This window comes from Pseudomonadota bacterium, from assembly GCA_027624955.1.
Taxonomy (GTDB): Bacteria; Pseudomonadota; Alphaproteobacteria; order UBA828; family UBA828; genus PTKB01.
In genome coordinates, this window is record JAQBTG010000025.1 from 31919 (window position 1) to 55494 (window position 23576).

Annotated in this window: 21 protein-coding genes; 18 read left to right on the plus strand and 3 right to left on the minus strand. The window is 59.5% G+C overall.

Going from position 1 to position 23576, the window contains the following annotated elements; translation table 11 throughout:
* The first annotated feature begins 148 nt into the window (after positions 1 to 148).
* The 11 genes from O3A94_10955 to O3A94_11005 all read left to right on the plus strand — a co-directional run bounded on the left by O3A94_10955 (position 149) and on the right by O3A94_11005 (position 12235).
* On the plus strand, positions 149 to 760 hold the full coding sequence (locus O3A94_10955) for a ferritin-like domain-containing protein (protein MDA1356770.1): 612 nt from the start codon (positions 149 to 151) through the stop codon (positions 758 to 760).
* A 453-nt stretch (positions 761 to 1213) separates the two neighbouring features.
* On the plus strand, positions 1214 to 2506 hold the full coding sequence (locus O3A94_10960; GenBank protein MDA1356771.1) for an acyl-CoA dehydrogenase family protein: 1293 nt from the start codon (positions 1214 to 1216) through the stop codon (positions 2504 to 2506).
* A gap of 135 nt (positions 2507 to 2641) precedes the next feature.
* On the plus strand, positions 2642 to 3757 hold the full coding sequence (locus tag O3A94_10965; protein ID MDA1356772.1) for a cupin domain-containing protein: 1116 nt from the start codon (positions 2642 to 2644) through the stop codon (positions 3755 to 3757).
* A 33-nt stretch (positions 3758 to 3790) separates the two neighbouring features.
* Entirely contained in the window at positions 3791 to 4918 is a 1128-nt protein-coding gene (locus O3A94_10970; GenBank protein MDA1356773.1) for a hypothetical protein, read from the plus strand.
* Between the two features lie 43 nt (positions 4919 to 4961).
* Positions 4962 to 5558, plus strand: a complete 597-nt coding sequence (locus tag O3A94_10975; GenBank protein MDA1356774.1) for a glutathione S-transferase family protein — start codon at positions 4962 to 4964, stop codon at positions 5556 to 5558.
* A 14-nt stretch (positions 5559 to 5572) separates the two neighbouring features.
* A complete protein-coding gene (locus tag O3A94_10980; protein ID MDA1356775.1) occupies positions 5573 to 6493 on the plus strand; it encodes a 3-hydroxyacyl-CoA dehydrogenase NAD-binding domain-containing protein in 921 nt (306 codons plus the stop codon).
* Positions 6494 to 6630: 137 nt separating this feature from the next.
* Positions 6631 to 7695, plus strand: coding sequence for a BMP family protein (locus O3A94_10985; protein MDA1356776.1), 1065 nt, complete (start codon positions 6631 to 6633; stop codon positions 7693 to 7695).
* 94 nt (positions 7696 to 7789) lie between these two features.
* Positions 7790 to 9379 (plus strand): ABC transporter ATP-binding protein, encoded by a 1590-nt coding sequence (locus tag O3A94_10990; protein MDA1356777.1) that lies wholly within the window; start codon positions 7790 to 7792, stop codon positions 9377 to 9379.
* A gap of 52 nt (positions 9380 to 9431) precedes the next feature.
* Entirely contained in the window at positions 9432 to 10454 is a 1023-nt protein-coding gene (locus tag O3A94_10995) for an ABC transporter permease (protein MDA1356778.1), read from the plus strand.
* Between the two features lie 3 nt (positions 10455 to 10457).
* Positions 10458 to 11393: an ABC transporter permease gene (locus O3A94_11000; protein MDA1356779.1), complete on the plus strand. Its 936-nt coding sequence runs from the start codon at positions 10458 to 10460 to the stop codon at positions 11391 to 11393.
* Positions 11394 to 11428: 35 nt separating this feature from the next.
* The gene (locus tag O3A94_11005; GenBank protein ID MDA1356780.1) at positions 11429 to 12235 is read left to right on the plus strand and encodes an N-acyl homoserine lactonase family protein; all 807 of its coding nucleotides are present in this window, start codon (positions 11429 to 11431) and stop codon (positions 12233 to 12235) included.
* 29 nt (positions 12236 to 12264) lie between these two features.
* Here O3A94_11005 and O3A94_11010 read toward each other — a convergent pair whose 3' ends face one another.
* Entirely contained in the window at positions 12265 to 13443 is a 1179-nt protein-coding gene (locus O3A94_11010) for an alanine--glyoxylate aminotransferase family protein (GenBank protein ID MDA1356781.1), read from the minus strand.
* A 74-nt stretch (positions 13444 to 13517) separates the two neighbouring features.
* Here O3A94_11010 and O3A94_11015 point away from each other — a divergent pair, with 74 nt between their 5' ends.
* Positions 13518 to 15086 carry a GMC family oxidoreductase N-terminal domain-containing protein gene (locus tag O3A94_11015; GenBank protein ID MDA1356782.1) on the plus strand — a complete coding sequence of 523 codons (1569 nt, stop codon included), beginning with the start codon at positions 13518 to 13520 and terminating at the stop codon, positions 15084 to 15086.
* Between the two features lie 16 nt (positions 15087 to 15102).
* Here O3A94_11015 and O3A94_11020 read toward each other — a convergent pair whose 3' ends face one another.
* Positions 15103 to 15648: an amino acid synthesis family protein gene (locus tag O3A94_11020; GenBank protein ID MDA1356783.1), complete on the minus strand. Its 546-nt coding sequence runs from the start codon at positions 15646 to 15648 to the stop codon at positions 15103 to 15105.
* Between the two features lie 103 nt (positions 15649 to 15751).
* On the opposite strand from O3A94_11020, the gene O3A94_11025 reads away from it, so the two are divergent.
* From O3A94_11025 to O3A94_11035, 3 genes are all read left to right on the plus strand, one after another.
* Positions 15752 to 16186 carry a hypothetical protein gene (locus O3A94_11025; GenBank protein ID MDA1356784.1) on the plus strand — a complete coding sequence of 145 codons (435 nt, stop codon included), beginning with the start codon at positions 15752 to 15754 and terminating at the stop codon, positions 16184 to 16186.
* Positions 16183 to 17817: a choline dehydrogenase gene (locus O3A94_11030; GenBank protein MDA1356785.1), complete on the plus strand. Its 1635-nt coding sequence runs from the start codon at positions 16183 to 16185 to the stop codon at positions 17815 to 17817. The genes O3A94_11025 and O3A94_11030 overlap by 4 nt, the downstream gene beginning before the upstream one ends.
* Before the next feature lie 108 nt (positions 17818 to 17925).
* Positions 17926 to 19125: a DUF3095 domain-containing protein gene (locus O3A94_11035; GenBank protein ID MDA1356786.1), complete on the plus strand. Its 1200-nt coding sequence runs from the start codon at positions 17926 to 17928 to the stop codon at positions 19123 to 19125.
* A gap of 101 nt (positions 19126 to 19226) precedes the next feature.
* Here O3A94_11035 and O3A94_11040 read toward each other — a convergent pair whose 3' ends face one another.
* Positions 19227 to 21701: an FAD-dependent oxidoreductase gene (locus O3A94_11040; GenBank protein ID MDA1356787.1), complete on the minus strand. Its 2475-nt coding sequence runs from the start codon at positions 21699 to 21701 to the stop codon at positions 19227 to 19229.
* Positions 21702 to 22158: 457 nt separating this feature from the next.
* On the opposite strand from O3A94_11040, the gene O3A94_11045 reads away from it, so the two are divergent.
* The 3 genes from O3A94_11045 (at position 22159) to O3A94_11055 (ending at position 23345) form a co-directional block, all read left to right on the plus strand.
* Complete coding sequence (locus O3A94_11045; protein ID MDA1356788.1) at positions 22159 to 22641, plus strand: hypothetical protein; 483 nt, start codon at positions 22159 to 22161, stop codon at positions 22639 to 22641.
* 167 nt (positions 22642 to 22808) lie between these two features.
* Positions 22809 to 23105: a hypothetical protein gene (locus O3A94_11050; protein MDA1356789.1), complete on the plus strand. Its 297-nt coding sequence runs from the start codon at positions 22809 to 22811 to the stop codon at positions 23103 to 23105.
* Positions 23106 to 23183: 78 nt separating this feature from the next.
* Positions 23184 to 23345: a hypothetical protein gene (locus tag O3A94_11055; protein ID MDA1356790.1), complete on the plus strand. Its 162-nt coding sequence runs from the start codon at positions 23184 to 23186 to the stop codon at positions 23343 to 23345.
* Positions 23346 to 23576 lie beyond the last annotated feature (231 nt).

Genomic DNA, 23576 nt, shown 5'->3' on the forward strand with positions numbered 1-23576 from the left:
CCACAACAAATATTCCTGCATCCAAAAGCGGCTGGCCTGCGTAACTGCTGAGGTCATGCGGATCACGGCGGGCCGTGCCGTCTACGCGCCTAACCGCCAATCGATCGGCCTTACATAATGATGTCAGCCACTTAGCAGGAGAAAATCAATGTCGACAATCATCACCTCGATGGAAAGCAAGGTCACCGATAGGTCGCGCCGAAGGTTCATCAACGGCCTCGGCAAAGCAACACTTTCAGCCGCTGCCGTTGGCTTGATCGCCGGCTGCAATAGCATGGCGGCGGAGAAAAGCATGGCTTCTGGTGACGCCGCCGGCGATTTGTGGATCCTCAACGATGCCCTTGGCCTCGAGCACCAGGCGATCAATGCCTATCAGCTGGGCGCCGAAAGCGGCCTGCTGGAGGATGGCGTGCTGGGCGTGGCGGTCGCCTTTCAAAGTCAGCACAAGGGGCACCGCGACGCGCTCGCCGGCGCGGTCAGCGCCCTTGGCGGCACGCCGGTCGAGCCCAAATCGATGGGCGAATACGCCACCGACCTAAACGCTGGTACGCTCAAGAACCAGACCGATGTGCTGATGCTGGCGGCGCGCCTCGAAAAAGAGGCGATCGAGGGCTATCTCAGCGTGATTCCCAAATTCGGCGACGTTGCTTATTCACATGTCGCCGGGCGCATTGCGGTCGACGAAACCATGCACTGGACCGTCCTCGCCCAAGCTCTCGGCCTCGCATTGCCGCAAGGCCCGCTCAGCTTCGGCGCCTAGAGAACGGGCCTCCGTCGCACCACTGTTCGCCGTTTCCCCTCAGCGGCGATCACCCCGCCAGCGTGCCCCGGTGCATATGGCAAGCACCGCCGGCGCGTTGGCGGGGATTGGTGCGAGGAAAAGGCGAAGTTTTTCACAAGGTCTAAGCAGCCGAGATGGCGTGCAAAAATATGATGAATTCGTGCCGGCAAAGTTACAGCCAGTCACAATCATCCGACCCAGCGCATACGCCACATTCGAGCCGATCGCCGGATGGGTCGGATATCGTGATGATCCGTGGGCTGGCGCGTGCGAGATTTCGAAATATCACGGCCGGCAATCCAGGAGCTAGCCACATAGTTTGAACCAATCGATAGATCCAGACAATTTTCCCGAAACACCGACCGTGTGACGCTGTAGAATAGCCTTCGGAGTGAATCGAAACGGCGCGTCATTTTAGCACGGAGAAAGACATTGGATTTTGGTTATAGCGACAAGGCGAACGATATTCGCGACCGGGTGGCGGCGTTTATGGAAGCGCATGTCTATCCAAATGAGCAGAAGATGTTGGCCGAGATCGCCACGGGCGACCGCTGGCAGCCGATCCCCTATCTCGACGTGCTGAAGGAAAAGGCCAAGGCGGCGGGCCTGTGGAACCTGTTCCTGCCCGGTAGCGAACTTGGCGCCGGGCTCAGCAATCTCGAATATGCGCCGGCCTGCGAAGAGATGGGGCGCTCGCATTTCGGCCCCGAGGCGTTCAATTGCTCGGCGCCCGATACCGGCAATATGGAAGTGCTGGTGCGCTACGGCAGCGACGCACAGAAGAAGCAATGGCTTGAGCCATTGTTGGCGGGAGAAATCCGCTCGGCCTTTGCCATGACCGAAATCGAGGTGGCGTCGTCGGACGCCACCAACATCGAGACGCAAATCCGCCGTGACGGCGATGAGTATGTCATCCACGGCCGCAAATGGTGGACGTCGGGCGCGCTCGACCCGCGTTGCCGAGTTTTGATCGTCATGGGCAAAACCGATCCCGACAATGAGAACCGCCACAAACAGCAATCGATGATCCTGGTGCCGTTGCCGCATCCCGGGGTGACGATTAAGCGCATGCTGCCGGTGTTCGGTTATGACGAAGCGCCGCACGGGCACGGCGAAGTATATTTCGACAACGCGCGAGTGCCAGCGGGCAACATGCTGCTCGGCGAAGGGCGCGGCTTTGAGATCGCGCAAGGCCGTCTCGGGCCGGGGCGTATCCACCACTGCATGCGGCTTATTGGTATGGCGGAGCGCGCGCTCGAGCGCATGTGCCGGCGGACCAAATCGCGCACCACTTTCGGCAAGGCGATCTCGGACCAGACCGTGACCCAGGAACGCATCGCCGAGGCGCGCATCAAGATCGAGCAATCGCGTCTTCTCACCTTGAAGGCGGCGTGGCTGATGGACACCGTGGGCAACAAAGTGGCGCGCAAAGAAATCGCCATGATCAAGGTGGCGGCACCGAACATGGCGTGCGAGGTGATCGACTGGGCGATCCAGGCCTTTGGCGGTGCCGGGGTGACGTCAGATTATGGCCTCGCCAAGGCCTACGCTACGGCACGTCTCTTGCGCCTCGCCGACGGGCCGGACGAAGTGCACCGCAATCAAATCGCGCGCCTGGAATTGCGCCAATATGACAACAATGAAAGCACGCGCGGCGCCAACGCCTATGTGCCGCCGCTCGACGAAGGCGACGACCCGCTCGGCCCGCCGCGCTGGGTGGTCTAGACGCGGTCGGACCGGGGCGAGATTGTAAGGATACGTGCGGCCTCGTATTGTTAGTTTATCGATGATCCGCCTGCTCGGACGAAGCGCCGGCCGCGAGCGGATCAACGGCCTATCCCTCAACGGTGCGAGGACTGAATGACAGCGGCTTTAGATGCTCTCCATGAAGATGTGTTTCGTAAGAACATGGCGCCCTTTTGGGCGGTCGATACCAGCGCCAACCATGACGAGGACCGCCAGGTCATGGACAAGAAAAAGGCGCTGCCGTTCGTTTGGAGATACCGCGAGGATATCGAGCCGCTGCTGCTGCGCTCGGCCGAACTCATCACCATGGAATCGTCTGAGCGGCGTTCGCTGATATTGGTCAATCCTGGCCTCGCGCCGCGCCGCGCGTCGGTATCGACCATGTACACCGCCTACCGCTTGAACGACCCGCGCGAGATCATGCCGCCGCATCGCCATTCGCCAAACGCCATCCGCTTCGGTCTGACCGGCACGATGAATTTCACCGGCGTCGAGGGCGAAGATATTGTGTTTGGTCCTGGTGATATGGTGCTGACCCCGCATGACACCTGGCACAATCATGGCAACCAGGGTGACGACCCGGCGGTAAATTTAAGCGTTCTCGATTTGCCGTTGGTCGAGACGTTGAACGCGACCTATTTTGAGCATGATTACACTGAGGAAGTAGACGGCGAGCGGATTCGCAAGAATGTTCAGTCGGCCCGGGTGTCGAGCGAATATTCCCGCGAGATTTATAGCCGTGGCGGCATGATGCCGCGATTTGTCACGCATGACCGCGGCACCGGCAATGCCTCTCCAATGTATGTCTATCGCTGGGAAGTGATGCGCGAATTGCTGGAGAGTTTCCGCGATTGGGACGGCGATTCCTATGAGGGCCTGATCGTTGAATATGTCGACCCGACCAACGGCCAACCGGTTTTTAAAACCATCACTTTCTTCGCCCAGATGTTGCGCCCCGGAGAACGCACCCAGCCACTGAAACAGAATGCCAGCCTGTTGGTCGCACCGTTCGAGGGCAGCGGGCACAGTATCATCGGCGGCGAGCGCATCGACTGGGCGCCGTTCGACACGGTCGCGGTCCCGGGCGGCCACTGGTGCGAGCATGTCAACGGCTCTGACAGCGAACCGGCGGTCCTGTTTGTCGCCAGCGACGAGCCGACGCTGAAAGCGTTGGCGCTGTATCAAAAGCATGGCAAAACGCCCGAAGGCGACATCGTCAGAATCGACTGACAGCCGATTGCACGCGGGGAGCCCGAGGCAGATATGGCGAAGGCCAGTAACACCGAACTTTTAGCCCATATCGACTGTCCTGGCGGCGGCCAGGTCTGGGTCGACGGTACGGTGCTTTATGTCGGACATATGCGCGAGCCGAGCGGCACCACGATCATTGATGTCGCTGACCCGAAAAAACCGAAAGTCCTCAGCCGTATCGACATGCCGCAAGGCTGGCATTCGCACAAAGTGCGGGTCGCCGACGGAATTATGATCGTCAATCATGAGCGGCTCGGCCCGGAAGGTGATGAAGCGTTTGGCGGCGGCCTCGGCATATATGACGTTTCCAACCCGGCCAACCCGAAACCGATCGGCAAATGGCGGACTCATGGCCGCGGCGTACATCGCTATGATTTCGATGGGCGCTACGCTTATATCTCGCCGACGGCCGAAGGCTATATCGGCAATATCGTCATGATCCTCGATTTGGCGGACCCCACCAAACCCGAAGAAGTCGGGCGCTGGTGGATTCCCGGGCAGTGGCAGGCCGGTGGCGAAGCCTATCCGTGGGACGATTGGACACCCCCCCGATGCCACCATCCGATTCGGGTGGGCAATCGCCTGTATGTGAGCTATTGGCATCACGGTTTCTTCATTCTCGACATCAACGATATGGCCAACCCGAAGGCGATCTCGGGCCTCAACACCTCGCCTAATTTCCCCCATCCCACCCATACCTGCCTGCCCTTTCCCGAGCCTCTTAAGGGACGTCAAGTGATGATCGTGGCGGATGAGGATGTCGCCAAACTGTGGCCCGCCGCGCCGGCCTTCACCTGGGTCTTCGACATTACCAACGAACTCAACCCAATCCCGATTTCGACTTTCCAGGTTGCTGGCGTTGATCCCGATGGTGCGCCGCAGCCGGCAATGACCGGATGTCACCAGCCGTCCGAGCGATTTGTCGGTACGGTCGTGCCGTTTGCCTGGTTTGCCCAGGGTTTGCGGCTGATCGATTTCGCCGATCCCTACAGCCCGCAGGAAGTCGGATATTACGAGCCCGATCCGCCGGCCGGTTTCGAGCGCGCCTCATCGAACGACGTCACCATCGATGATCGCGGCCTGATCTATCTGATCGATCGCCAAAATGGCGTCGATATAATTTCTTCATCGGTGATGTGAGGATGTGGCGTTTGCCAAAATATACAAACAGGAGATTTGTTGAATGCTAAGACTGTTGGGGCGCGCGACCTCGGGCAATGTACAGAAGGTTCTCTGGCTGCTGGAAGAACTCGGGCTGAAATATAGCCGCGAGGATTATGGCCGCCAGTTCGAAAACACGGCGGATGCGGCCTATCTCAGCCTCAACCCGACAGGCAAAGTGCCGACCCTGGTTGACGGTGCGACCGTGGTTTGGGAATCGAATACCATTCTTCGCTATCTTTGTAGTCGCGAGGGAAGTGCATTTTTACCCGCCGATACGTCGGCGCGTGCCCATGCCGAGCTTTGGATGGATTGGCAACTGGCGTCGCTCAACGGCCCCTATTTGGATGTGTTTCGCGAATCCAAAAAACCTGAAGAAGAACGCGGTGAGCTGCAAAAATTTGGTGATGCGCTGGCGGCACAACTAAAGCTGCTCGATGGCCATCTCAAGGGGCGTGATTGGCTCGCCGGTGACGCTCTAACGGTTGGCGAATTCGCGCTCGGGCCGATTATTCAGCGCTGCCTCAATTTCCCGATCAGCCTACCTGATTTACCGCATCTTCGGCGATGGCAGGGCGGCCTCAGCGAACGTTCGGCATTCCAAAAAGTGGTGAAGTGAGAGCGGAACTGGATATGAAAAATGTAGCGGTCATCGGCATGGGCACCATGGGGCCCGGCATTGCCGCCACCCTGGCGCGCGGCGGCATGAATGTGCGCGGCTATGACACCAGCGCCGACGCCGTAGCGAAAAGCGACGCTCTGATAAGTGGCGCCTTTGGCGTGTTGGAGGCACTTGGTATGCCGGATCACGGCGGCGCTGAGAAAATCAGCATGAGCGATAGCCTCGCGGATTGTGTCGCTGGAGCTGATCTGGTGATCGAAACGGTGCCCGAAGATGTGGACCTTAAACTTGAACTTTTGGCCACGTTGGACGGGTTGGTGTCGCGCGAATGCGTGCTGGCCAGCGATACGTCGGGCATTCCAATCACTCGGCTGCAGCAAGGAAATTCCAATCCTGGCCGGGTCATCGGCATGCACTGGTCCAATCCACCGCATATTATCCCGATTATTGAGGTTGTCGCCGGGAAGGACACGGCGCCAGAAACGGTCGAGCGGATGACCGCCCTCATCCGGCAAATCAATCTGCTGCCGATCCTGATCAAGAAGGACGTTCCGGGCTTCGTTGAAAACCGCGTTCTCTATGCGATCATGCGCGAATGCGTGGATTTAGTTGCGGACGGCGTCATCGACGCCGAAGCACTCGACCAATGCGTCTCTTGGGGCATCGGCTATAAGCTCAGTGTCGTCGGGCCGATGGCACTTCTCGATATGGCGGGGCTCGATATCTATCAGGCGGTGGGAAGTTATCTGAACAAGGAATTGAGTACCCGCGACGATGTCAGCCCGCTGATTACCGAGCGAACGGCAGCCGGGCGTCTCGGCATCAAAAGCGGCGGCGGGATCTTCGATTACACGCCGGAAAAGATTGCGGCGTTGCGCCAAGCCCGCGCACAAAAACTTGTCGCGGCGCGCAAGGCGCTGGAAAACAGTTAGAAAAATCGGGTGGGGTGCCGTTGACCCGCTGCGCCGCCCGTTACAGAGTGTTATCGTAGCTCAGCAATCCGGGCTCGGCCCAGGAGCCGGCCCCGGCGGATTGGACGACAGCAATGCAAAAGGGAGGCAATCAACAAATGCATAATTTAATTGCGAATACGACACGGCGCGCCGCCATAGCCGGGCTGGCACTCGCAGCTATGGTTGCGGTCAGCGTCGGCGCCCAGGCTGGCGATGTGGTGAAGAAGATTGCGGTGTTGGTACCGGAACAGGGCACCGATTACGGTTGGAACCAACAGGGCGTTGATGCCGCCCGCGCGGTGGCCAAAAAATACAATCTCGAATTCCTGCCAGCCGAAGGGCTCGGCTATGGCGATGTGCGCCCGACATTGCGCGAATTGGCCGATGAAGGCGCCAGCCTGATGATCGCCCATGCCAGCGGCTACAACACCGCAGCGCCGGAAATCGCAGCCGAGACCGGTGTGCCAGTGGCAATTGTCGATAGGCCGGACGGCTTGGTCCCCGGTTTGGTTGGTGACTATACGCTAAGCGGCCATGACGGCGCCTATCTCGCAGGCATTCTCGCCGCCAAAATGAGCCGTACGGGAACGGTTGGCATCGTTGTTTCCGGAGAGCCACCGTCGTGGAACTCGCAATCGGCTGGTTTCGCCATGGGCGTCCAGGCAACCGGCATGGCCACCAAGATCGTCTATGCGGTGATCGGCCCGGCAGCTTATGCTGATGCGGCCGGTGGCCGGCGCGTGACTGAATCTGTGATTTCGGCCGGCGCCGATGTAATTTTTGGCCAAGGCAACGGCTCCAGCTTCGGCATGATTCAGGCGGTTGAAACCACCAAAGCGGTCGACGGTGGCAAGGCGTGGTTCATCGATGTGATCGGCGACAAGACCGGGCTCGACAAGGGCCACCTCTTATCGTCGGTCCTGTGGGACATGATTCCCGTTTACAGCGCCATGGTCGAGGATCTGAACGCCGGCAAATTCGGCACGGTTGGTTATACGATCGGCCTGGCCGACGATTCCGTGCGTTTGCTCAAGACCGATCACATCCCCGCCGGTATCTGGGACGAACTGATGAAGGTTCGCCAGCAGATCATCGACGGTTCCGTTTCGGTCGCCGAAGTATATGACGCTCAAGAAGTCCGCGCTCTGATGACCTCTGTCGAGGCGCCAGCAGCGGAATAACGCAGACCATCAACGACGGGGAGGCCCCAGACGGGCCGCCCCGGTTTGGGCAAGCGTCGATGAAAATACGCAGCGCACGACCGGGAAGCATGTTGTGAACCCGGCGGCTGACCAGGCGCCCGCAGTATCGCTGCACGCTATCACCAAGCGCTTTCCCGGCGTGCTGGCGAATGATGATATCTCGCTCGCCTTCCATGCCGGCGAGGTGCATGCGCTTCTTGGTGAAAATGGTGCTGGCAAATCTACTCTGATCGGCATTCTCGCCGGCATGCAACAGCCGGACGGCGGCCATATCGAAATCGCCGGTGCGCGGGTGCGGATCAGCTCGCCGCGTGAGAGTCTCCGCCTGCGGATCGGCACGGTTTTTCAACATGTACTGCTGGTCAACAGCTTGACGGTTATTGAAAACCTCATGCTTGGCGGCGTGTGGTGGCGCAAGCATGACCGCAAAACGGCGCTAGGCCGATTTCACGAAATTTCAGAATTGCTCGGTGTTAAAATCGATCCAGAAGTGCCGGTCGGCCGCGTTTCACTCGGCCAACAGCAGCAGATTGAAATCATCCGTGCGCTTTGGCATGGCGGAAACGTGTTGGTGCTGGACGAGCCGACTTCCATGCTCACGCCGCATGGCGTCGAGGAATTAGGCGGCGTCATGCGGCGGCTCCGCGACCAGGGCGTCGCCATCATCTTTGTCACCCACAAACTGCGCGAAGCCTATGCGTTTGGCGATCGTATATCGGTACTGCGTCGCGGGCGGCTCGTCGGTGATATCCCGCCGGAGCGCTTAAGCGCCATGGCGGAGGAGGAGGCGACCGATGAAATCATCCGCTTAATGTTCCGCGGCGCGGGGGAGGCGGACAATGCCGACGCCGAAACATTGGTGCGCGAGGGACACGCCAAACGGGCACGCGTCGCGTTCGATCGCGCAGCCATTGCAGCAATCACGCTTAACAATATTGTGACGCGCGCCGAGCCTGGGGAATGCGCGCTCGATGACATCAGCTTCTCCGTTAAACCCGGCGAAGTGTTTGGCATAGCCGGTGTGGACGGCAACGGCCAAAAGCATCTGGCCGAAGTGCTGGCTGGGCAGCGACCGGCGTTGTCGGGCACCATCGAAGTAAATGGCAAGCCGGCTGATCAAGACGGAGTTCCGGCCCGCCGGCGCCTCGGCGTGCGCTATATCACCGATGAGCGGCTTGGCGAGGGAACGGTGGCGGGGCACTCCGTTGCCACCAATCTCGTGCTCAAGGAGATTGGCGCGCCGCCCTATTGGCAAGATGGCGTGACTTTGTGGCAGCGTATCTTTCGCCATGCCCGACAAGTTATTGAGACTCACGATATCCGTACACCGTCGGAGCATACGCAACTCGGGCGGCTGTCCGGCGGCAATATCCAAAAGGTTCTGCTGGCGCGTGAAATCTCCGCCGATTCGTCTGTGGTGATCTTCAACAAACCAACTTATGGGCTTGACCTGCAGAACACCCGCTTGGCGCGCGAGCGAATTATCGCGGCGGCGGAAGAGGGCATCGCGACCATTGTCATATCGACGGAATTGGACGAATTACTTGAACTTTGCGATCGCGTTGGCGTGATGTTCGGTGGTGAACTGTCCGGCATCGTCGATAATCATGGCAACGCCGAAGCGCAAATCGGGCGTTTGATGACCGGGGCAAAAGCGGCATGACGCTACCGTTTTATAGAGGCTGGAGCGCCGCTGCCGGGATCGGCCTGGCGCGATGATTTCCTCCGTCTCACGCGTTTTACTGCCGATCGTCTTGGCGCTCGTTGTCGGCGGGCTGATCCTTCTCGCGCTCGGCAAAGATCCGCTTGCCTATTACGATTGTGTTCTGCAACGCGGGCTCTTCAGCTGGAGTGGATTCCAACAGACCGTCATCCGCTCGGCGCCCCTGCTGCTGATTGCCTCGGGACTGATCGTCGCCTTCCGGGCCGGCATCTGGAACCTTGGCGTCGATGGGCAATTCCTGCTTGCCGCGGTCGCTTCCGCCGCATTAGCGCCGCTTCTCATCTCGTCTCTGCCGTCTTGGCTGACCATCGTCATTTGCTGCGCGGTCTCCATCCTGGTGGCGATGACCTGGTCTCTGGTGCCGGCATTTTTGAAAATTCGCTACGGGCTGAACGAGATCATCACCACCTTGATGATGACTTTTCTTGGCATTAGTTTGGCCAACGTGCTGGTCAAGCTTCCGTTTAACGATCCCACCAATAGCGTGCCGCAAACCATGACGTTGCCGGTGGCGGACCGCTTGGGGCGGCTGTTCGATACCACCATCCATAGCGGTATCATCATTGCCTTGGCGGCGGTTTTTGCCGTTCATTTCGTCATGACGAGAACGGCGTTCGGGCTTAGATTGCAAATCGTCGGCGCCAATCCACGCGCCGCCAAACATGCTGGGCTGAGTGTCGGGCGCCTGACCTACGCCACATTTGCACTTAGCGCCGGCCTCACCGGTCTTGGCGGCGCGGTAGAGATTCTTGGCGTGTGGGGAACCATGCGGGCGGATTGGAATCCGGCCTATGGGCTGCTGGTCGTGCCGCTGGTTTTTCTCGCCCGCTTCAATGGCATCGCGGTGATCGGGTTTACGCTGTTTTTCGCCATCCTCATGATCGGCGGCGAGAGTGCGTCGCGGAAGTTGGGGGTGCCCAATTTCTACGTGCTGGTTCTCGTCGCGCTGCTGCTCATTTTCCTCGCCCTGGTCGAGTATCTTGATCATCTGTCACGCCAGCGCAGGAGGGCCTGAGAGATGGACGGGCTTTTTACCGAGATTTTTGTCGCATCGTTGTTGTTCGGCGCGGTGACAGTCGGAATCCCCTTGCTCCTCGCTGGCTTGGGCGAGCAGATTTCCGAAAAGGCCGGCGTGCTCAATATCGGCATCGAAGGCATGATGCTGATGGGCGCCTATGGCGGGTTTGTCGTGGCCTATTATACCGGCTCCTTCTGGCTCGGATTTCTCGCCGGCGGCATGGCCGGAATGGTCGTCGCATCGCTGATGGTGCTGTTCTGCGTCATTCTCAGCATGAATCAAATTGTCATTGGGATCGCGCTTACCATCGGCGCGGAGGGGCTTACGGCGCTCCTCCATCATTTCCAGTTTAGCCGCACCTATCCGCGGCTTTCGGAAGTGCCGACCCTGGATATTCCCGGGCTGAAAGAAATCCCGGTGATCGGCCCGGCGTTGTTCGAGCGCCACGCCATCGTCTATCTTGCCGTGCTGCTGGTGGTGTTTGTTGCCTGGTTGTTTCGGCGCACCCATATCGGGCTTAATCTTCAGGCCGCCGGTGACAAACCAGCGGCGCTCGATGCCGCCGGTGTTGATGTCAAATTGACACGCGCCGCCGCCGTTCTCACCACCGGCCTGCTCGCCGGTATTGGCGGCGCTTTTATGGCCAATGTTGGGGCGGGTCTGTTTGTCCCGTTCATGACCCACGGCGCTGGGTTCATCGGCATCGTTCTTGCCATGCTCGCGCGCGGGCATCCGTTTTGGGTTCTGCTTGGCGCGGCGTTGTTCGGCGGCAGCCTAGCGCTGACCACAGCGCTTCAGGTGGCCGGTTTGAATATACCGACCGATGTCGTCCAGATGCTGCCGTTCGCGATGGTGATTGTGGTGCTGGTGCTGTTCGCGCGGCATAGCTATTTGCCGCCGGCCCTGGCGCTTCCCTATCATCGCGGAGAACGGTGATGAAATTGACTGGTATGCTAGGCAGGAGTTAGGCGATGAGCGCGAACAAGGTTTATCTTTTGGATGGTGGCTCGTTGGTGATCGACGGTTATCACGCCTTTTGGAATCGAGGGCCCGGCGGCGAAATCCGCTTTCCGTGTTATTCGGTTCTGATCGACCATCCGGACGGGCTTTACATTTTCGATACCGGATATGATCACGCCCATGTCGAGCGCGTATTACCATTCGAAAAACCACAGCAAACCGAGGCGCAGACGATCCCCGGGCAGTTGGCAGCGGTGGGCTTAAAGTCGAGCGACATCAACTATGTCATCAACTCGCATTATCACTTCGATCATTGCGGCGGCAATATTCACCTGACCGAGGCGTGCACGCTGTGTCATGCCAAAGAGCTTGAAGCCTGTGCATCTCCGCATCCGTTCGAAGTTCTGGGCTATTCAGATTTGAACTTTTCGCCGGAGATTAGAGACAAGCGCGGCTTGGAAGCGCCGCCGGAACCGGCGCTTGATATCTACACGCCAAAATTCGAAACGCTCAGCAACGATCAGGAAATCGCCAAGGGTTTATGGCTGTTCGAGACGCCCGGCCACACCGCGGGCCATTACAGTCTAATGGTGGAACTGGCCGGCCGCCGCCCAATGCTGTTTTCCGCCGATGCCTGTTACAGCAAGAAGAATATGGATTTGATGTGCATTTCGAGTTTCCACCTCGATCCGGTGGCTAGTTTCCAATCCATGCTGCGCCTGAAGGAACTGGCGGAGAAATTTGACGCGGAACTCTTCTATTCGCACGATCCGAAAAGCTTTCCCAACTATCTGCTGGCGCCAAATTTCTATTCGTGAGGGCTTGGCCGTTACGGATCTAGCTGGCGTCAGGCGATGTTCGGTATTTCTGCCATGGCGGCCTCGATCCCACGACCGATATCCGCAGTGATACCGTAGTGGCGGACGGCGGCACCAAACACCGCGACGGCGGCGATAGCATAAATCGGCTCTGCCACCGGTCCCATGTGACCGATGCGGATCAGTTTGTCATATGTCTCCCGACTTCCGGCTGAAAGCGTTACGCCATAGGTTTGCCGCGCTACGCTGTGGATTTGTTTGGTGGTTAGACCGCCGGGAATCTTGACGGCAGTTGTGGTTGGCGCGGCAATCGATTCGCGCGCCGGCCAGAGTTCCAGCCCCATCGCCTTGATGCCGGCGCGGCACGCCCGTGCCGTCAGTGCATGGCGCTGCCAGACAACTTCCGGCCCTTCTTCCAAATAGTGATCGAGCGCGGCGTCGAGACCCTGCACTTCCGATACCGACGGCGTGAATGGATACCTGTTCTCCTTGCGCCACGCGTCTTTCCAATCGAGCAGACTGAGTACGGACGCACGCGGCGCGGTTTGATTATTTTCCATATGCGCCCAGGCGGCCTCGCTCACATCAAGAATGGAGAGCCCAGGCGAGCTGCCGAGGCATTTCCCGGGGCCGGTAATGAAAATGTCGGCCGCACAACTTCCTGGATGGACATCCATGCCGGCAAATGACGAAACGGCGTCGACCAACAACAGCGCGCCGTGAGCCTTGACCACCGCGCCGATCTCGTCGATCGGATTGATGGTGCCTGACGGCGTGTCGTGATGAACGGCGGAGACGATAGTGACATCCGGATTGGCGCGGAGCGCCTCCGCCACCTGCGCCGGGTCGATGGCCTCGTTATAGGCCACTTCCACTTCCGTCAGCCGCTTGCAATGGCGCGTCGCCCAATGGCCGAAGCCCTTACCATACACGCCGGAGGCCAGATTCAGCACGGTATCGTTGGCCGAGATGAGCGATGCTGCCGCCGCCTCAATCGCCACCGCCGGCTCGGCATGCAGGATGAGGGCTGGATTATCACTTCGCATGGCGCGGCCGGCCTTCAAACAGACCTGCTCATAAAAATTTAGAAAATAGGAGTCGTAGTCGTAGGGTACCGGCCGTGACAATGCTTCCTGGACGCACGGATAGATCGCGACCGGGCCGGACGTCAATGTCATGGTCGGCGCCTTGATCGGTGTATTTCCCATGCCGGGTTCCCTCTTGCTGGTCAGAGGGCAATATACCGTGCATCGCTGCCGTCGGTAAGTCATTATCGCGTTCGATGCGACAGGCAACTCGGTTCGATTACGTGATCGTCGGCGCCGGCAGCGCGGGCTGTGTACTCGCCGCCCGGCTCAGCGAAGACAGCAACACGCGCGTCGCTCTTGTCGAGGCCGGCGGGCCGGCGGATGACCCAGCCATCGCCGATCCGGCGCGTTGGCCGTTCCTCGCCGGCGCGTCGTGCGATTGGAACTACAAAACGCACGCCCAAGCGCACACCGCCGGGCGCCGGCATGATTGGCCGCGCGGCAAGGTTATCGGCGGCACCAGCTGCCTGAACGCGATGGCACATGTGAGAGGGCACCCGGCAGATTTCGACTGCTGGGTTGAAGACGGTTGCCCGGGTTGGGGATACGCCGATCTCTTGCCATATTTCATCCGCTCTGAAACCAGCAGCTTCGCCGCCTCGCCATATCATGGCGTAGCGGGCCCGGTCTCCCTTCTCACCCCAGAGCACCCGAACCCGTTAACCCAAAGTTTTTTGGCCGCCGGCGAAGAATGCGGCTTCAAGCCAACGGAAGAGCATAACGGAGCACGGCTGACCGGGCCGACTCTCAACACACTGACTATTGTCGACGGTCAACGGCAAAGCGTTGCCGATGCCTATTTGGCTCCGGCTATGGGGCGGGAAAATCTCACTGTCCTCGTACATTGCCGGGCGCGGCGCCTTCTGTTCGCGAGCGGCGACCACTGCCGGGGTATCGAAGTAGACCAGTATGGGGAGCGCCTGGAAATAACCGCTGAGCAATCGGTTATTCTTGCCGCGGGTGCCATCGGCTCGCCCGCTCTGCTGTTGCGTTCCGGCATCGGGCCGGCCCAGGATTTGCGCGATGTCGGCATAGCGTGCCGTATCGATCTGCCGGGCGTCGGCCGCAATTTGCAGGATCATCTGCTTGGCGCCGGCAATCTCTACGCCGCGGCCCGGCCGGTGCCGCCGTCGCGCTATCAACATTCGGAAGCGCTGCTCTATGCCCGTCTTGCAGATCAGGAAGGCGCGCCCGAACTGGTGGTCGCCTGCGTCTTGCTGCCGGCGGTGACCGAATGTTTCAACGCTCCGGCGGTGGGCGCTGCGTACACTTTGATGTTCGGCTTCACCCACCCCGCAAGCCGGGGGGTCATTCGCCTGGTTTCGGACGATCCTGATTCGCCGCCGCTCATCGACCCGGCTTACCTCAGTGCGCCGCAAGACCTCACAAGGTTTGCCGCGTCATTGGATTTGGCACGCCGCATCGGTAGCGCCAAGGCACTCGCAGAGTGGCGCCAGAGTGAGTTGCTGCCCGGCCCGTCGGTCAAAACCGATCCGGGGCGGCGCGATTTTCTACAGCGCGCCGCCCATACCCATCACCATCCTGTTGGTACCTGCCGCATGGGAACGGATAGTGGGGCGGTGGTGGGGCCGGGTCTCAGACTACGCGGTGCCGACGGACTTTATGTCGTCGATGGTTCGGCGATGCCGAGCCTCACCACCGGGCCGGTCAATGCCGTGATTGTCGCTATCGCCGAGCGCGCCAGCGACATCATTCGAGATCGCGTGCCGCTTGCGCCGATTTTTTCCGTCCGCTCGGATTGAGCAGCGCTGTGCGCGGTTATGTGACTGCGCGCCCTTTGCCGATACGCGGATGCGGCCGGCCGCCATCGGAGACCGCCATTACAATTATGATTTCATTGGGCCGCGGTGCATCGGCCACAGTGACGGTGATCGTTTCGAATTCATCGAACGACCAGATATTGTCCTTGTTGGCGAGTGGCACATCGATCGACGCGCCGGCGCTACCCACCTTGGCCGTATGGGGGATGATCGATTCACCGCCGCCGACGGCGGCGCGCATGGGTTTTCCGAGAGTTGGGTGAAGCACCGCCGCAGCATGTTCGACGTCGCCGTTAACCCCGACGATCGCTGATTTTCCATATGCCACCGGCGCGCCGTCAAGCATCGCCACCGCCTGGGGCATCAGCTCTTCACCGATTGCCAGGGCGGTGTCGAACAATTTCGACAAATCCATTTCAAACTTCCCGGCAAAGGGATTGTCGATCACCGCAATGGCGGCAACCCGGCACACCGGACGAAGCGCCGGGCTGCCCGCCTCGGCGGTGATCCGCTCTTTAACAAATATAGTTTTTCTTACCGTCATATTCTGGAATCCTCCACTCGGGCAGGTTGGCTGACGCTGCGAGAATCATGATACATTGAAGCGCAGGAGAAATTCCGAGAATTAGTAGGCCGAAACTATTTCAGTGTTCAGCAAAGCATTTGTTTATATTGGGCTGCTCGTGCTCATCCTATTGCCGCTCAGTGGACGGGCCGCCGAGCCGTCAGGGCCAAGCGCGCCGGTGCGCCTTGAGATCGTTAGTGCGACGGCGACATCTCGCCTCGCCTGTCAGCTCGTGCTGGCCCATTTCGTCACCCAGGACATCGCGTCGATTCCGGCCGGGGGTGAGGCCGTGATCGTACTGGATCGGGATTTAGATGACGGCACATTGATCTATCGGCATGACGGCGGACGGCGCATGGCGGTAGAAAATATCCTCTGCGGCGTTGCCGCCAATTGGCGGGCGACTCGCGCTGATTTAAATCTGGCCGCGTTGCGTGCCGGCCGGCGCGCCAATTTAAGAATTATCTGCGAAGCACCGAAAGCGCTGTCCTGCACGGCCGTCGGCATGGCGGAATGAGTCCGCCCAACAGCTACGACTATGTAATTGTCGGGGCGGGCTCGGCGGGCTGTACCTTGGCGAATCGACTGTCGGCCGATCCCGGTGTCAGCGTGCTGGTGCTGGAAGCCGGCGGCTGGGACCGCGATCCGTGGATACATATTCCGCTTGGTTGGGGCAAGATATTGCAGGGTCGGCTGCATGATTGGGGGTATTATTGTGAGCCCGAAGACAATGTAAATGGCCGCCGGGTGGAGTGCGCGCGCGGCAAGGTTATCGGTGGCTCATCGTCAACCAATGCCATGGCTTATGTGCGCGGCAATCCGGCGGATTACGATGGTTGGGCTGCATCAGGCCTCAGCGAATGGTCCTATGCCCATGCCTTGCCATATTTCCAAAAGCAGGAAACCTGGGAAGGCGGCGGCGGTGATTATCGCGGCGGGTCGGGACCGCTGGGCACGCAATTCTGCCGTTACCGCGACCCGCTGGTCGAAGCCTTCGCTGCGGCCGGCCAGGCAGCCGGTTTCGGCTGGACCGATGACTATAATGGAGCAAAGCAGGAGGGCTTCGGGCGCTTGCAAATGACCATTCGGAACGGCCGGCGGTCGAGCGGTGCGTCCGCTTATTTGCGCCCGGTGTTGCGGCGGCAAAACCTCTCCATCAAGACCCGGGCGTTGACCACGCGCGTCAATTTCGAAGGCGGCACCGCGACCGGGGTGGACTATGTGAAAGACGGCCAAACCCACTCGGTGCGGGCGGAGCGCGAAGTGATTCTCGCGGGCGGGGTGATCAATACGCCGCAATTGCTGATGCTCTCGGGCATTGGCGATGCGGCTGAGTTGAAGGCGCAGGGCATCCCGGTTGAAGTGGCGCTGCCAGGTGTCGGCAAGAATTTGCGCGACCATGTGTCGGTTGTCCTCCTATATCAACGCCGCGAGCCAGGACCGTTCCACCGCAACATGCGCGCCGATCGAATCGTCCGCGAACTCGCCAAGGCCTATTTGTTCGGCAAGGGATTTGCCGCCGACGTGCCGGGCGGCGTTGTCGCCTTTTTGAAGAGTGGGCCCGATGTTGTATTGCCAGATCTGCAATATCTTTTCACCGCCGCGCCGTTCGGCGCCGGGCCCTATTTCAAACCCTTCAAGCAGCCGTTTGCCGATGGCTTTGCCACCCGCCTGGTCATGCTGCAGCCGGAAAGCCGCGGCACGGTGAGCCTGGTTTCAGCCGACCCGACGGCGCATCCTCGCATCTGGCAGAATTTTCTTGCCCGTGATGCCGATTGGCGGACACTCCGTGCTGGCGTGCGGATTGCCCGCGACATCGCTGCGCAGAGCCCGCTCGCGCCATTCATCGCCAAGGAAATTATGCCCGGCAGTGATAAGGTTTCGGATGAAGCGATCGACGAAGTGATCCGCAACACAGCGATCACCGTGCACCATCCTCTCGGCACCTGCCGCATGGGGACCGATGACGACGAAATGGCCGTGGTGGACCCAGAACTGCGGGTTCGCGGTACTCAGGGCCTGCGTGTCGTTGACGCCTCAGTGATGCCGACACTCGTGCGTGGCAATATCAACGCCGCAGTGGTCATGATCGCAGAAAAGGCGGCGGACCTCATCGCCGGGCGTGGCGTTTTAGCGCCGCGCAATTGATCACCGGCGTGGTCATGCGCTCAGCGCGCTATGCCAAATTGCGTGACGACGATAAGATGCATCCGCTCTAGCTAGAAATACGGCGGGAACCCTCTCAGTGATGGATACATGACCACAGACCCTACCAAATCCGGAAATTCCGACCTGTTCTATAACGAGCTGGAGCCGTTCTACGAATTCGGCGAGTTTGTCGAGCTGGACGCCTATCTGCCGTTGCCCGACGATTGGATCGTCATGCTTACCGATGTTCAGGGATCAACCCGGGCAATCGAGGCGGGGCTCTACAAGAATGTGAATATGGTGGGGGCGGCCTCGATCACGGCTCTCCTCAACATCTGCGGCGACATCGAAGCGCCATTTGTGTTCGGCGGGGACGGGGGAACGGTCGTCGTACCCGGCTCGTTGCGCGAAGCTGCCTGCGATGCGCTCGTGGGCCTCAGGGCGATGTCGCAGGAAACTTTCGGCTTAACATTGCGTGTCGGCGCGATACCGGTTGCGGATTTGCGGGCGCAGGGCGTCGACGTGCGGGTTCGTAAATTAGAGCTCAGTGTGGGAAACTACCTGGCCATGTTCACCGGTGGCGGCATCGATCTTTGTGACAGTCTGTTGAAGAACTCTCCACCGGGTAGCCCGTACCTGCTTGAGTCCCGATCCGAAGTTGGCGAACCCGACCTTGAAGGCTTGTCGTGCCGCTGGGAACCGCTGGCGCCGCAAAACGGACTCATGATGACGATCATGATTCAAGGCACCAACCGCAACCCGGCGGACGAAAGCGGATTGCTGAGCGACGTCTTACTGAAGATCAGGGATTTACTCGGCTATCACCTGCAAGAATCGGCCCCGGCGAGCGCCGGCTCCATGAAATTTAGATGGCCACCGCGCGGCCTTGGGTTGGAAGCGCGCGCCACGGCCGGCGACCGGTCGTTCTTGAAGAGCTACTTCGCCGTTTGGATCTCGTCTCTGATCCAGTTTTGGTGCGAACGATTCGATCGCCACGCCGGATCGTACAATGCGCCTATTTACCGAGACGAGCTTCGTACAAACACCGACTTTCGAAAATATGACGGCGTTCTACGGATGGTGCTGGATGTAAGTGAAGATCAAGCCGAGCGCATCGAGACATATCTAAAGCACGAACAGGATAACGGGCATCTCGTTTACGGCGTTCACCTTGCCCGTGCCGCCTTGATGACCTGCCTGGTGTTCAACATGGCGCAAAGCGAACATGTGCATTTTATCGATGGTTCGGACGGCGGGTTCGCAATGGCGGCGCGGGGATTTAAGTCCGCTCTCGCCGCGCGCGCCTAAGGCCTCAACGCGCGCTGAACACGCTGCCGAGCGCAGCGTCGATCGGCTTACTCAGGTAGCCCAGCACGGATTCCGGCCGGCGGTAAGATTCGGCGCCGGCGTTACGCCTTGATGCGCGCGGATTTTGGATCGTAGAGCGGGCGCAGCGACGCGGTCGCCGGAGAACGCACGCCGGCGATTTCGATTTCGTAGGTGCCGCAATTCACATAGTCGGAATCGACGCCGTCCGGGTTCTCGACATAGCCCAGAGCAACAGCACCGCCGAGCGTATGGCCGTACATTGCCGAGCGTACGTAGCCGGCCAGCTCCCCGTCACGCCAGATTGGCTCATTGTGATAGAGCATCGGATCGGGGTCGGTGAGCAGGAATTGAACCAGGCGGTTGCTCAACCCCGTCTCGCGCTGGCGCTTGAGCGCGTCGCGGCCGATGAAGCCGCCTGGCTTGTCGAACTTGACGGCAAAGCCGAGTCCGCCTTCGAGCGGCGTGTCGGCGTCGGTGATGTCGTGGCCGTAATGGCGGTACGCCTTTTCGATGCGCAGCGAATTCATCGCATGCATGCCGATTTGGCGCAGCCCGTACGATTCCCCGGCCTCGACCAGAACATCGAAGACGCCGGTGGTAAATTCGCTCGGGATGTAAAGCTCCCAGCCGAGCTCGCCGACATAACTAATGCGCGACGCTCGCACCATAGCGAAGCCAAGCTCGATCTCGCGACTGGTGCCGAACGGAAAACCGTCGTTGGAAAGATCGTCCGGACTCAGCGATTGCAGCAGATCGCGCGCCTGCGGCCCCATCACGCCGAGCATGGAGAGGCCGGACGTGACGTCGGTTAGCACTGCATGAGCGCTGTCCGGAATATGGCGTTTGAGCCAGTGGAAATCACGTATCTGGAATTCACCGGAGGTGACGATAAGAAAATCATCGGCGGCGAGCCGGGTGACTGTCAGGTCGGCCTCGATACCGCCACGCTCGTTGAGCCATTGGGTATAGACCACACGCCCCAGTGCCACATCGATATGGTTGGCCGCAACCTGATCCAGCACGCGACAGGCATCGCGGCCCTGAAGGCGGAATTTGGCGAACGAACATTGGTCCAGAAGACCGACCGCCTCGCGCACTGCGGCATGTTCCTCGGCTGAAGGGCCGAACCAATTTTGGCGGCCATAGCTATATTCATAGCGCGCATCGGTGCCTTTGGGGGCGAACCAGTTGGGTCGTTCCCAGCCGAAAGCAACGCCATGGCAGGCACCGCGCGCAACCAGTCGGTCATGCACCGGCGAACAGCGCGCGCCGCGTCCGGTCTCGGCCTGATGAAACGGCCAATGCATGGCGTATAACAGGCCGAGCGATTCGCTGACGCGCTGGCGCAGATATTGACGATTGCTTTGGAATGGCAGATTGCGCCTGACATCGACTTCCCACAGGTCCGGCGGCGGGCTTCCGTCGCGAATCCATTCAGCGAGTACCTGGCCGACGCCGCCGGCGGACTGAATGCCGATCGAGTTGAAGCCGGCGGCGACGAAGCAATTGGCGAGTTCGGGCACCGCGCCGAGATGGTAGCGCACATCCGGGGTAAAGCTTTCAGGGCCGCAGAAGAACGTTTGGATGCCGACATCGGCGAGCGCCGGCATGCGGTGCATCGCCTGGGTCAGGATCGGCTCGAAATGATCGAAATCCTCGGGCAGTTCATCGAAGCTAAAATCCTCTGGGATGCCGTCCATGCCCCATGGCTTGGCGTGCGGCTCGAAGGCGCCAAGTAGAATTTTTCCCGCATCCTCTTTGTAGTAAGCGCAGGCGTCATAGTCGCGCAGCACCGGCAGGTCCGGCGTGACGCCGTCAAAAGCCTCGGTCACAATATAAAAATGCTCGCACGCATGGAGCGGCACATTGACGCCGATTGTTGCGGCCAGGTCACGCGTCCACATGCCGGCGCACAGCACCACCGTCTCGGCCGCAATCTCGCCGGCGTCGGTGTGCACGCCGGTGACGCGCTCGCCGTCATGGTGGATAGCCAGTACTTTGCAATTCTCGCGGATCAGCGCGCCGCCGGTGCGCGCGCCCTTGGCTAGCGCCTGGGTAACATCAACTGGATTGGCCTTGCCATCGGACGGGATATAGACGGCGCCGAGCACGTCTTTGACGTTGATCAGCGGGTAGCGCTCCTTAACCTCTTCAGGGCCGATCACATCGACCTGAAGATCGAATATCTTGGCCATCGAGGCGTTGCGCTTAAGCTCTTCAAAGCGCGCCTCATTGGTGGCAATCGAGATCGAACCAGTTTGTTTGAATCCGGTGGCCTGGCCGGTTTCAGCTTCAAGGCCGCGGTACAGCTCGGCGGTGTATCTCGCCAACTGGGTCATGCGCTGTGAGCCGCGCAATTGGCCGACCAGACCGGCAGCGTGCCAGGTGGTGCCGCAGGTCAGTTGGCGGCGCTCCAATAGAACAACATCCGAAATGCCGAGCTTGGTCAAATGATAGGCGACAGAACAGCCAATGACGCCGCCACCGACAATGACAACCCGCGCCGAACGCGGCAGCTCTTTGGCGCCGCTCTGGGTTGTCACTTCACCTGTCATCGCAATCACGCCCTAGACAATGCCCCAGCACACCGCTTGCCAAAACCATCACGGACGGAATTGGCGCACCCGACAGGATTCGAACTTGTGACCTCTGCCCTCGGAGCGTCTCGGAAAAAGTTATGCTCCAACAGCGAGACAGGAGAATATCATGACCGTAAAGATCAACAATACGTTTATCGGACGGATCGCCCAGGCAAAACCGGAGAAAGTCCGTAAATTTGGAGACGCGGCCTTGCGTGGATTTGTCGCCTGACAACAGCGTTCGGGGTTCATCACATATTACGCGGTTACTTTTAAGGGCAGCGCGAGGAAGGGCAATCGTCGACAGCGAAAAGTCCGTATTGGTGAGCATCCGGCCGTCGCACCATTTGAAGCGCGGAAAGCCGCCGAGGAACTCATCGCCCAAACTCGCCTTGAGAGCTTGCCGATTGAGAGTAAGCGAGAGCAATGGCTGTTGGTGCGGTTTTTAGACGAGCACGACCTTCCTTGGGCCGAGCACCATCTGAAAGATCCCGCCGGGCAAAAGGGCCAACTTCGCCGCTTCAAGGAGTGGGATAAACTGATCCTGGACGAGATCAACCAGTACTCAATCGAAAATTGGCGGAACAAACGGCTTGCGGCAAATGCGAGCCCCGGCACCATCAACAGAAACGTCGTTGTCATCAGGGCCGTGTTGAGCAAGGCCGTGGAATGGGGCTTTCTCAGGTACCATCCGTTGGCGGGCCTAAAAAAACTTTCGGTGGACCGCAGTCTCGCGCCCCAGACGTTGTCCGACGAGGACCGAACGACGTTTTTCATCGTGCTCGCTGACCGGGACCAAAAGCTCACTGGCGAACGGCGTTCGGCCAACCTGTGGCGGCAAGAGCGCCACTACCCACTTTTGCCCAGACTAACATACTTCAGTGACCATCTGACGCCCATCGTCATGACCGCCTAACATACCGGCATGCGACGCGGCGAAATCTTTTCGATGCAATGGGGCGACGTTGATTGACAGGAACCGTTGGGCCGATCCGGCAACTTGAACCGCTGTTGTTTTCATTCGCGTCGACGAACCGGCCGATGTGAATTCTTCGCCCGGTTGTTCGCTCGCAATCCCTGATCGTGGACCGCAATCAGCCTTTCTTCGCGAATGGCGACGGCGCACGATATGAGCTTGTCCGTGGTGATGCGCTTCGGCGCATAACCCTGCTTCTTGAGCAGCTTTCGCAAGAAGTCTCTGCGCCGTTCGCGGGCAGGGTTATCGTGACGCTCTTTAACTGCCTGTCGGCGCCCATTGCGCTGCGCTTCATGCTGAGCCCGAGCAACAAACCAACATGGAAATTTCGCCACGCCAGAGCGGTTAGGAACATCACTGATAGGCATACCGCGTTTGAGAATCGAATAGGCTCAAAATATTGATCGATATCATGGGATTCATATGCGCGCGGCGTAGCATGGAGCGTGAATTCACCCACACATAAAAAGGCGAGCGCGGACATGGATTACAGAACGTTTCTTCTCCACCTCGACGGCGGCGAGCGGGACGATATGCGCCTCTATATGGCGATGAAATTGGTCGCATTCGATCAGGCTCATTTGATCGCCCTACGCATCATTCGGCGGTTGGTTTGTCCGTGTTCATTTAGCATTCATGAATGAAGTGAATTGCATCGAAAGGGTCAGGCAATGCGAAAATTGTACTTAATGATGATTACCTCGCTCGTCGCGTTGGCGGCATCGACCCCTGCTTGGGCAAATGTGAGCGATGAATATCATAGTGGATTTACGATGTGGTGATCAGCCCCACTTGAGTGGTCCAGTTTGAATGTTAGTGCATGTCCGGCTTTTGGTACATCGGAACGATGGTTTCCGGAGCCGGTGGACGATAGC

Excerpts from the sequence above, each read along its gene's own strand:
- O3A94_10955 (MDA1356770.1), top strand. The coding sequence starts at position 149 with ATGTCGACAATCATCACCTCGATGGAAAGCAAGGTCACCGATAGGTCG.
- O3A94_10965 (MDA1356772.1), top strand. The coding sequence starts at position 2,642 with ATGACAGCGGCTTTAGATGCTCTCCATGAAGATGTGTTTCGTAAGAAC.
- O3A94_10970 (MDA1356773.1), top strand. The coding sequence starts at position 3,791 with ATGGCGAAGGCCAGTAACACCGAACTTTTAGCCCATATCGACTGTCCT.
- O3A94_10975 (MDA1356774.1), top strand. The coding sequence starts at position 4,962 with ATGCTAAGACTGTTGGGGCGCGCGACCTCGGGCAATGTACAGAAGGTT.
- O3A94_10980 (MDA1356775.1), top strand. The coding sequence starts at position 5,573 with ATGAAAAATGTAGCGGTCATCGGCATGGGCACCATGGGGCCCGGCATT.
- O3A94_10985 (MDA1356776.1), top strand. The coding sequence starts at position 6,631 with ATGCATAATTTAATTGCGAATACGACACGGCGCGCCGCCATAGCCGGG.
- O3A94_10995 (MDA1356778.1), top strand. The coding sequence starts at position 9,432 with ATGATTTCCTCCGTCTCACGCGTTTTACTGCCGATCGTCTTGGCGCTC.
- O3A94_11000 (MDA1356779.1), top strand. The coding sequence starts at position 10,458 with ATGGACGGGCTTTTTACCGAGATTTTTGTCGCATCGTTGTTGTTCGGC.
- O3A94_11005 (MDA1356780.1), top strand. The coding sequence starts at position 11,429 with ATGAGCGCGAACAAGGTTTATCTTTTGGATGGTGGCTCGTTGGTGATC.
- O3A94_11010 (MDA1356781.1), bottom strand. The coding sequence starts at position 13,443 with ATGGGAAATACACCGATCAAGGCGCCGACCATGACATTGACGTCCGGC.
- O3A94_11015 (MDA1356782.1), top strand. The coding sequence starts at position 13,518 with ATGCGACAGGCAACTCGGTTCGATTACGTGATCGTCGGCGCCGGCAGC.
- O3A94_11020 (MDA1356783.1), bottom strand. The coding sequence starts at position 15,648 with ATGACGGTAAGAAAAACTATATTTGTTAAAGAGCGGATCACCGCCGAG.
- O3A94_11030 (MDA1356785.1), top strand. The coding sequence starts at position 16,183 with ATGAGTCCGCCCAACAGCTACGACTATGTAATTGTCGGGGCGGGCTCG.
- O3A94_11035 (MDA1356786.1), top strand. The coding sequence starts at position 17,926 with ATGACCACAGACCCTACCAAATCCGGAAATTCCGACCTGTTCTATAAC.
- O3A94_11040 (MDA1356787.1), bottom strand. The coding sequence starts at position 21,701 with ATGACAGGTGAAGTGACAACCCAGAGCGGCGCCAAAGAGCTGCCGCGT.
- O3A94_11055 (MDA1356790.1), top strand. The coding sequence starts at position 23,184 with ATGGATTACAGAACGTTTCTTCTCCACCTCGACGGCGGCGAGCGGGAC.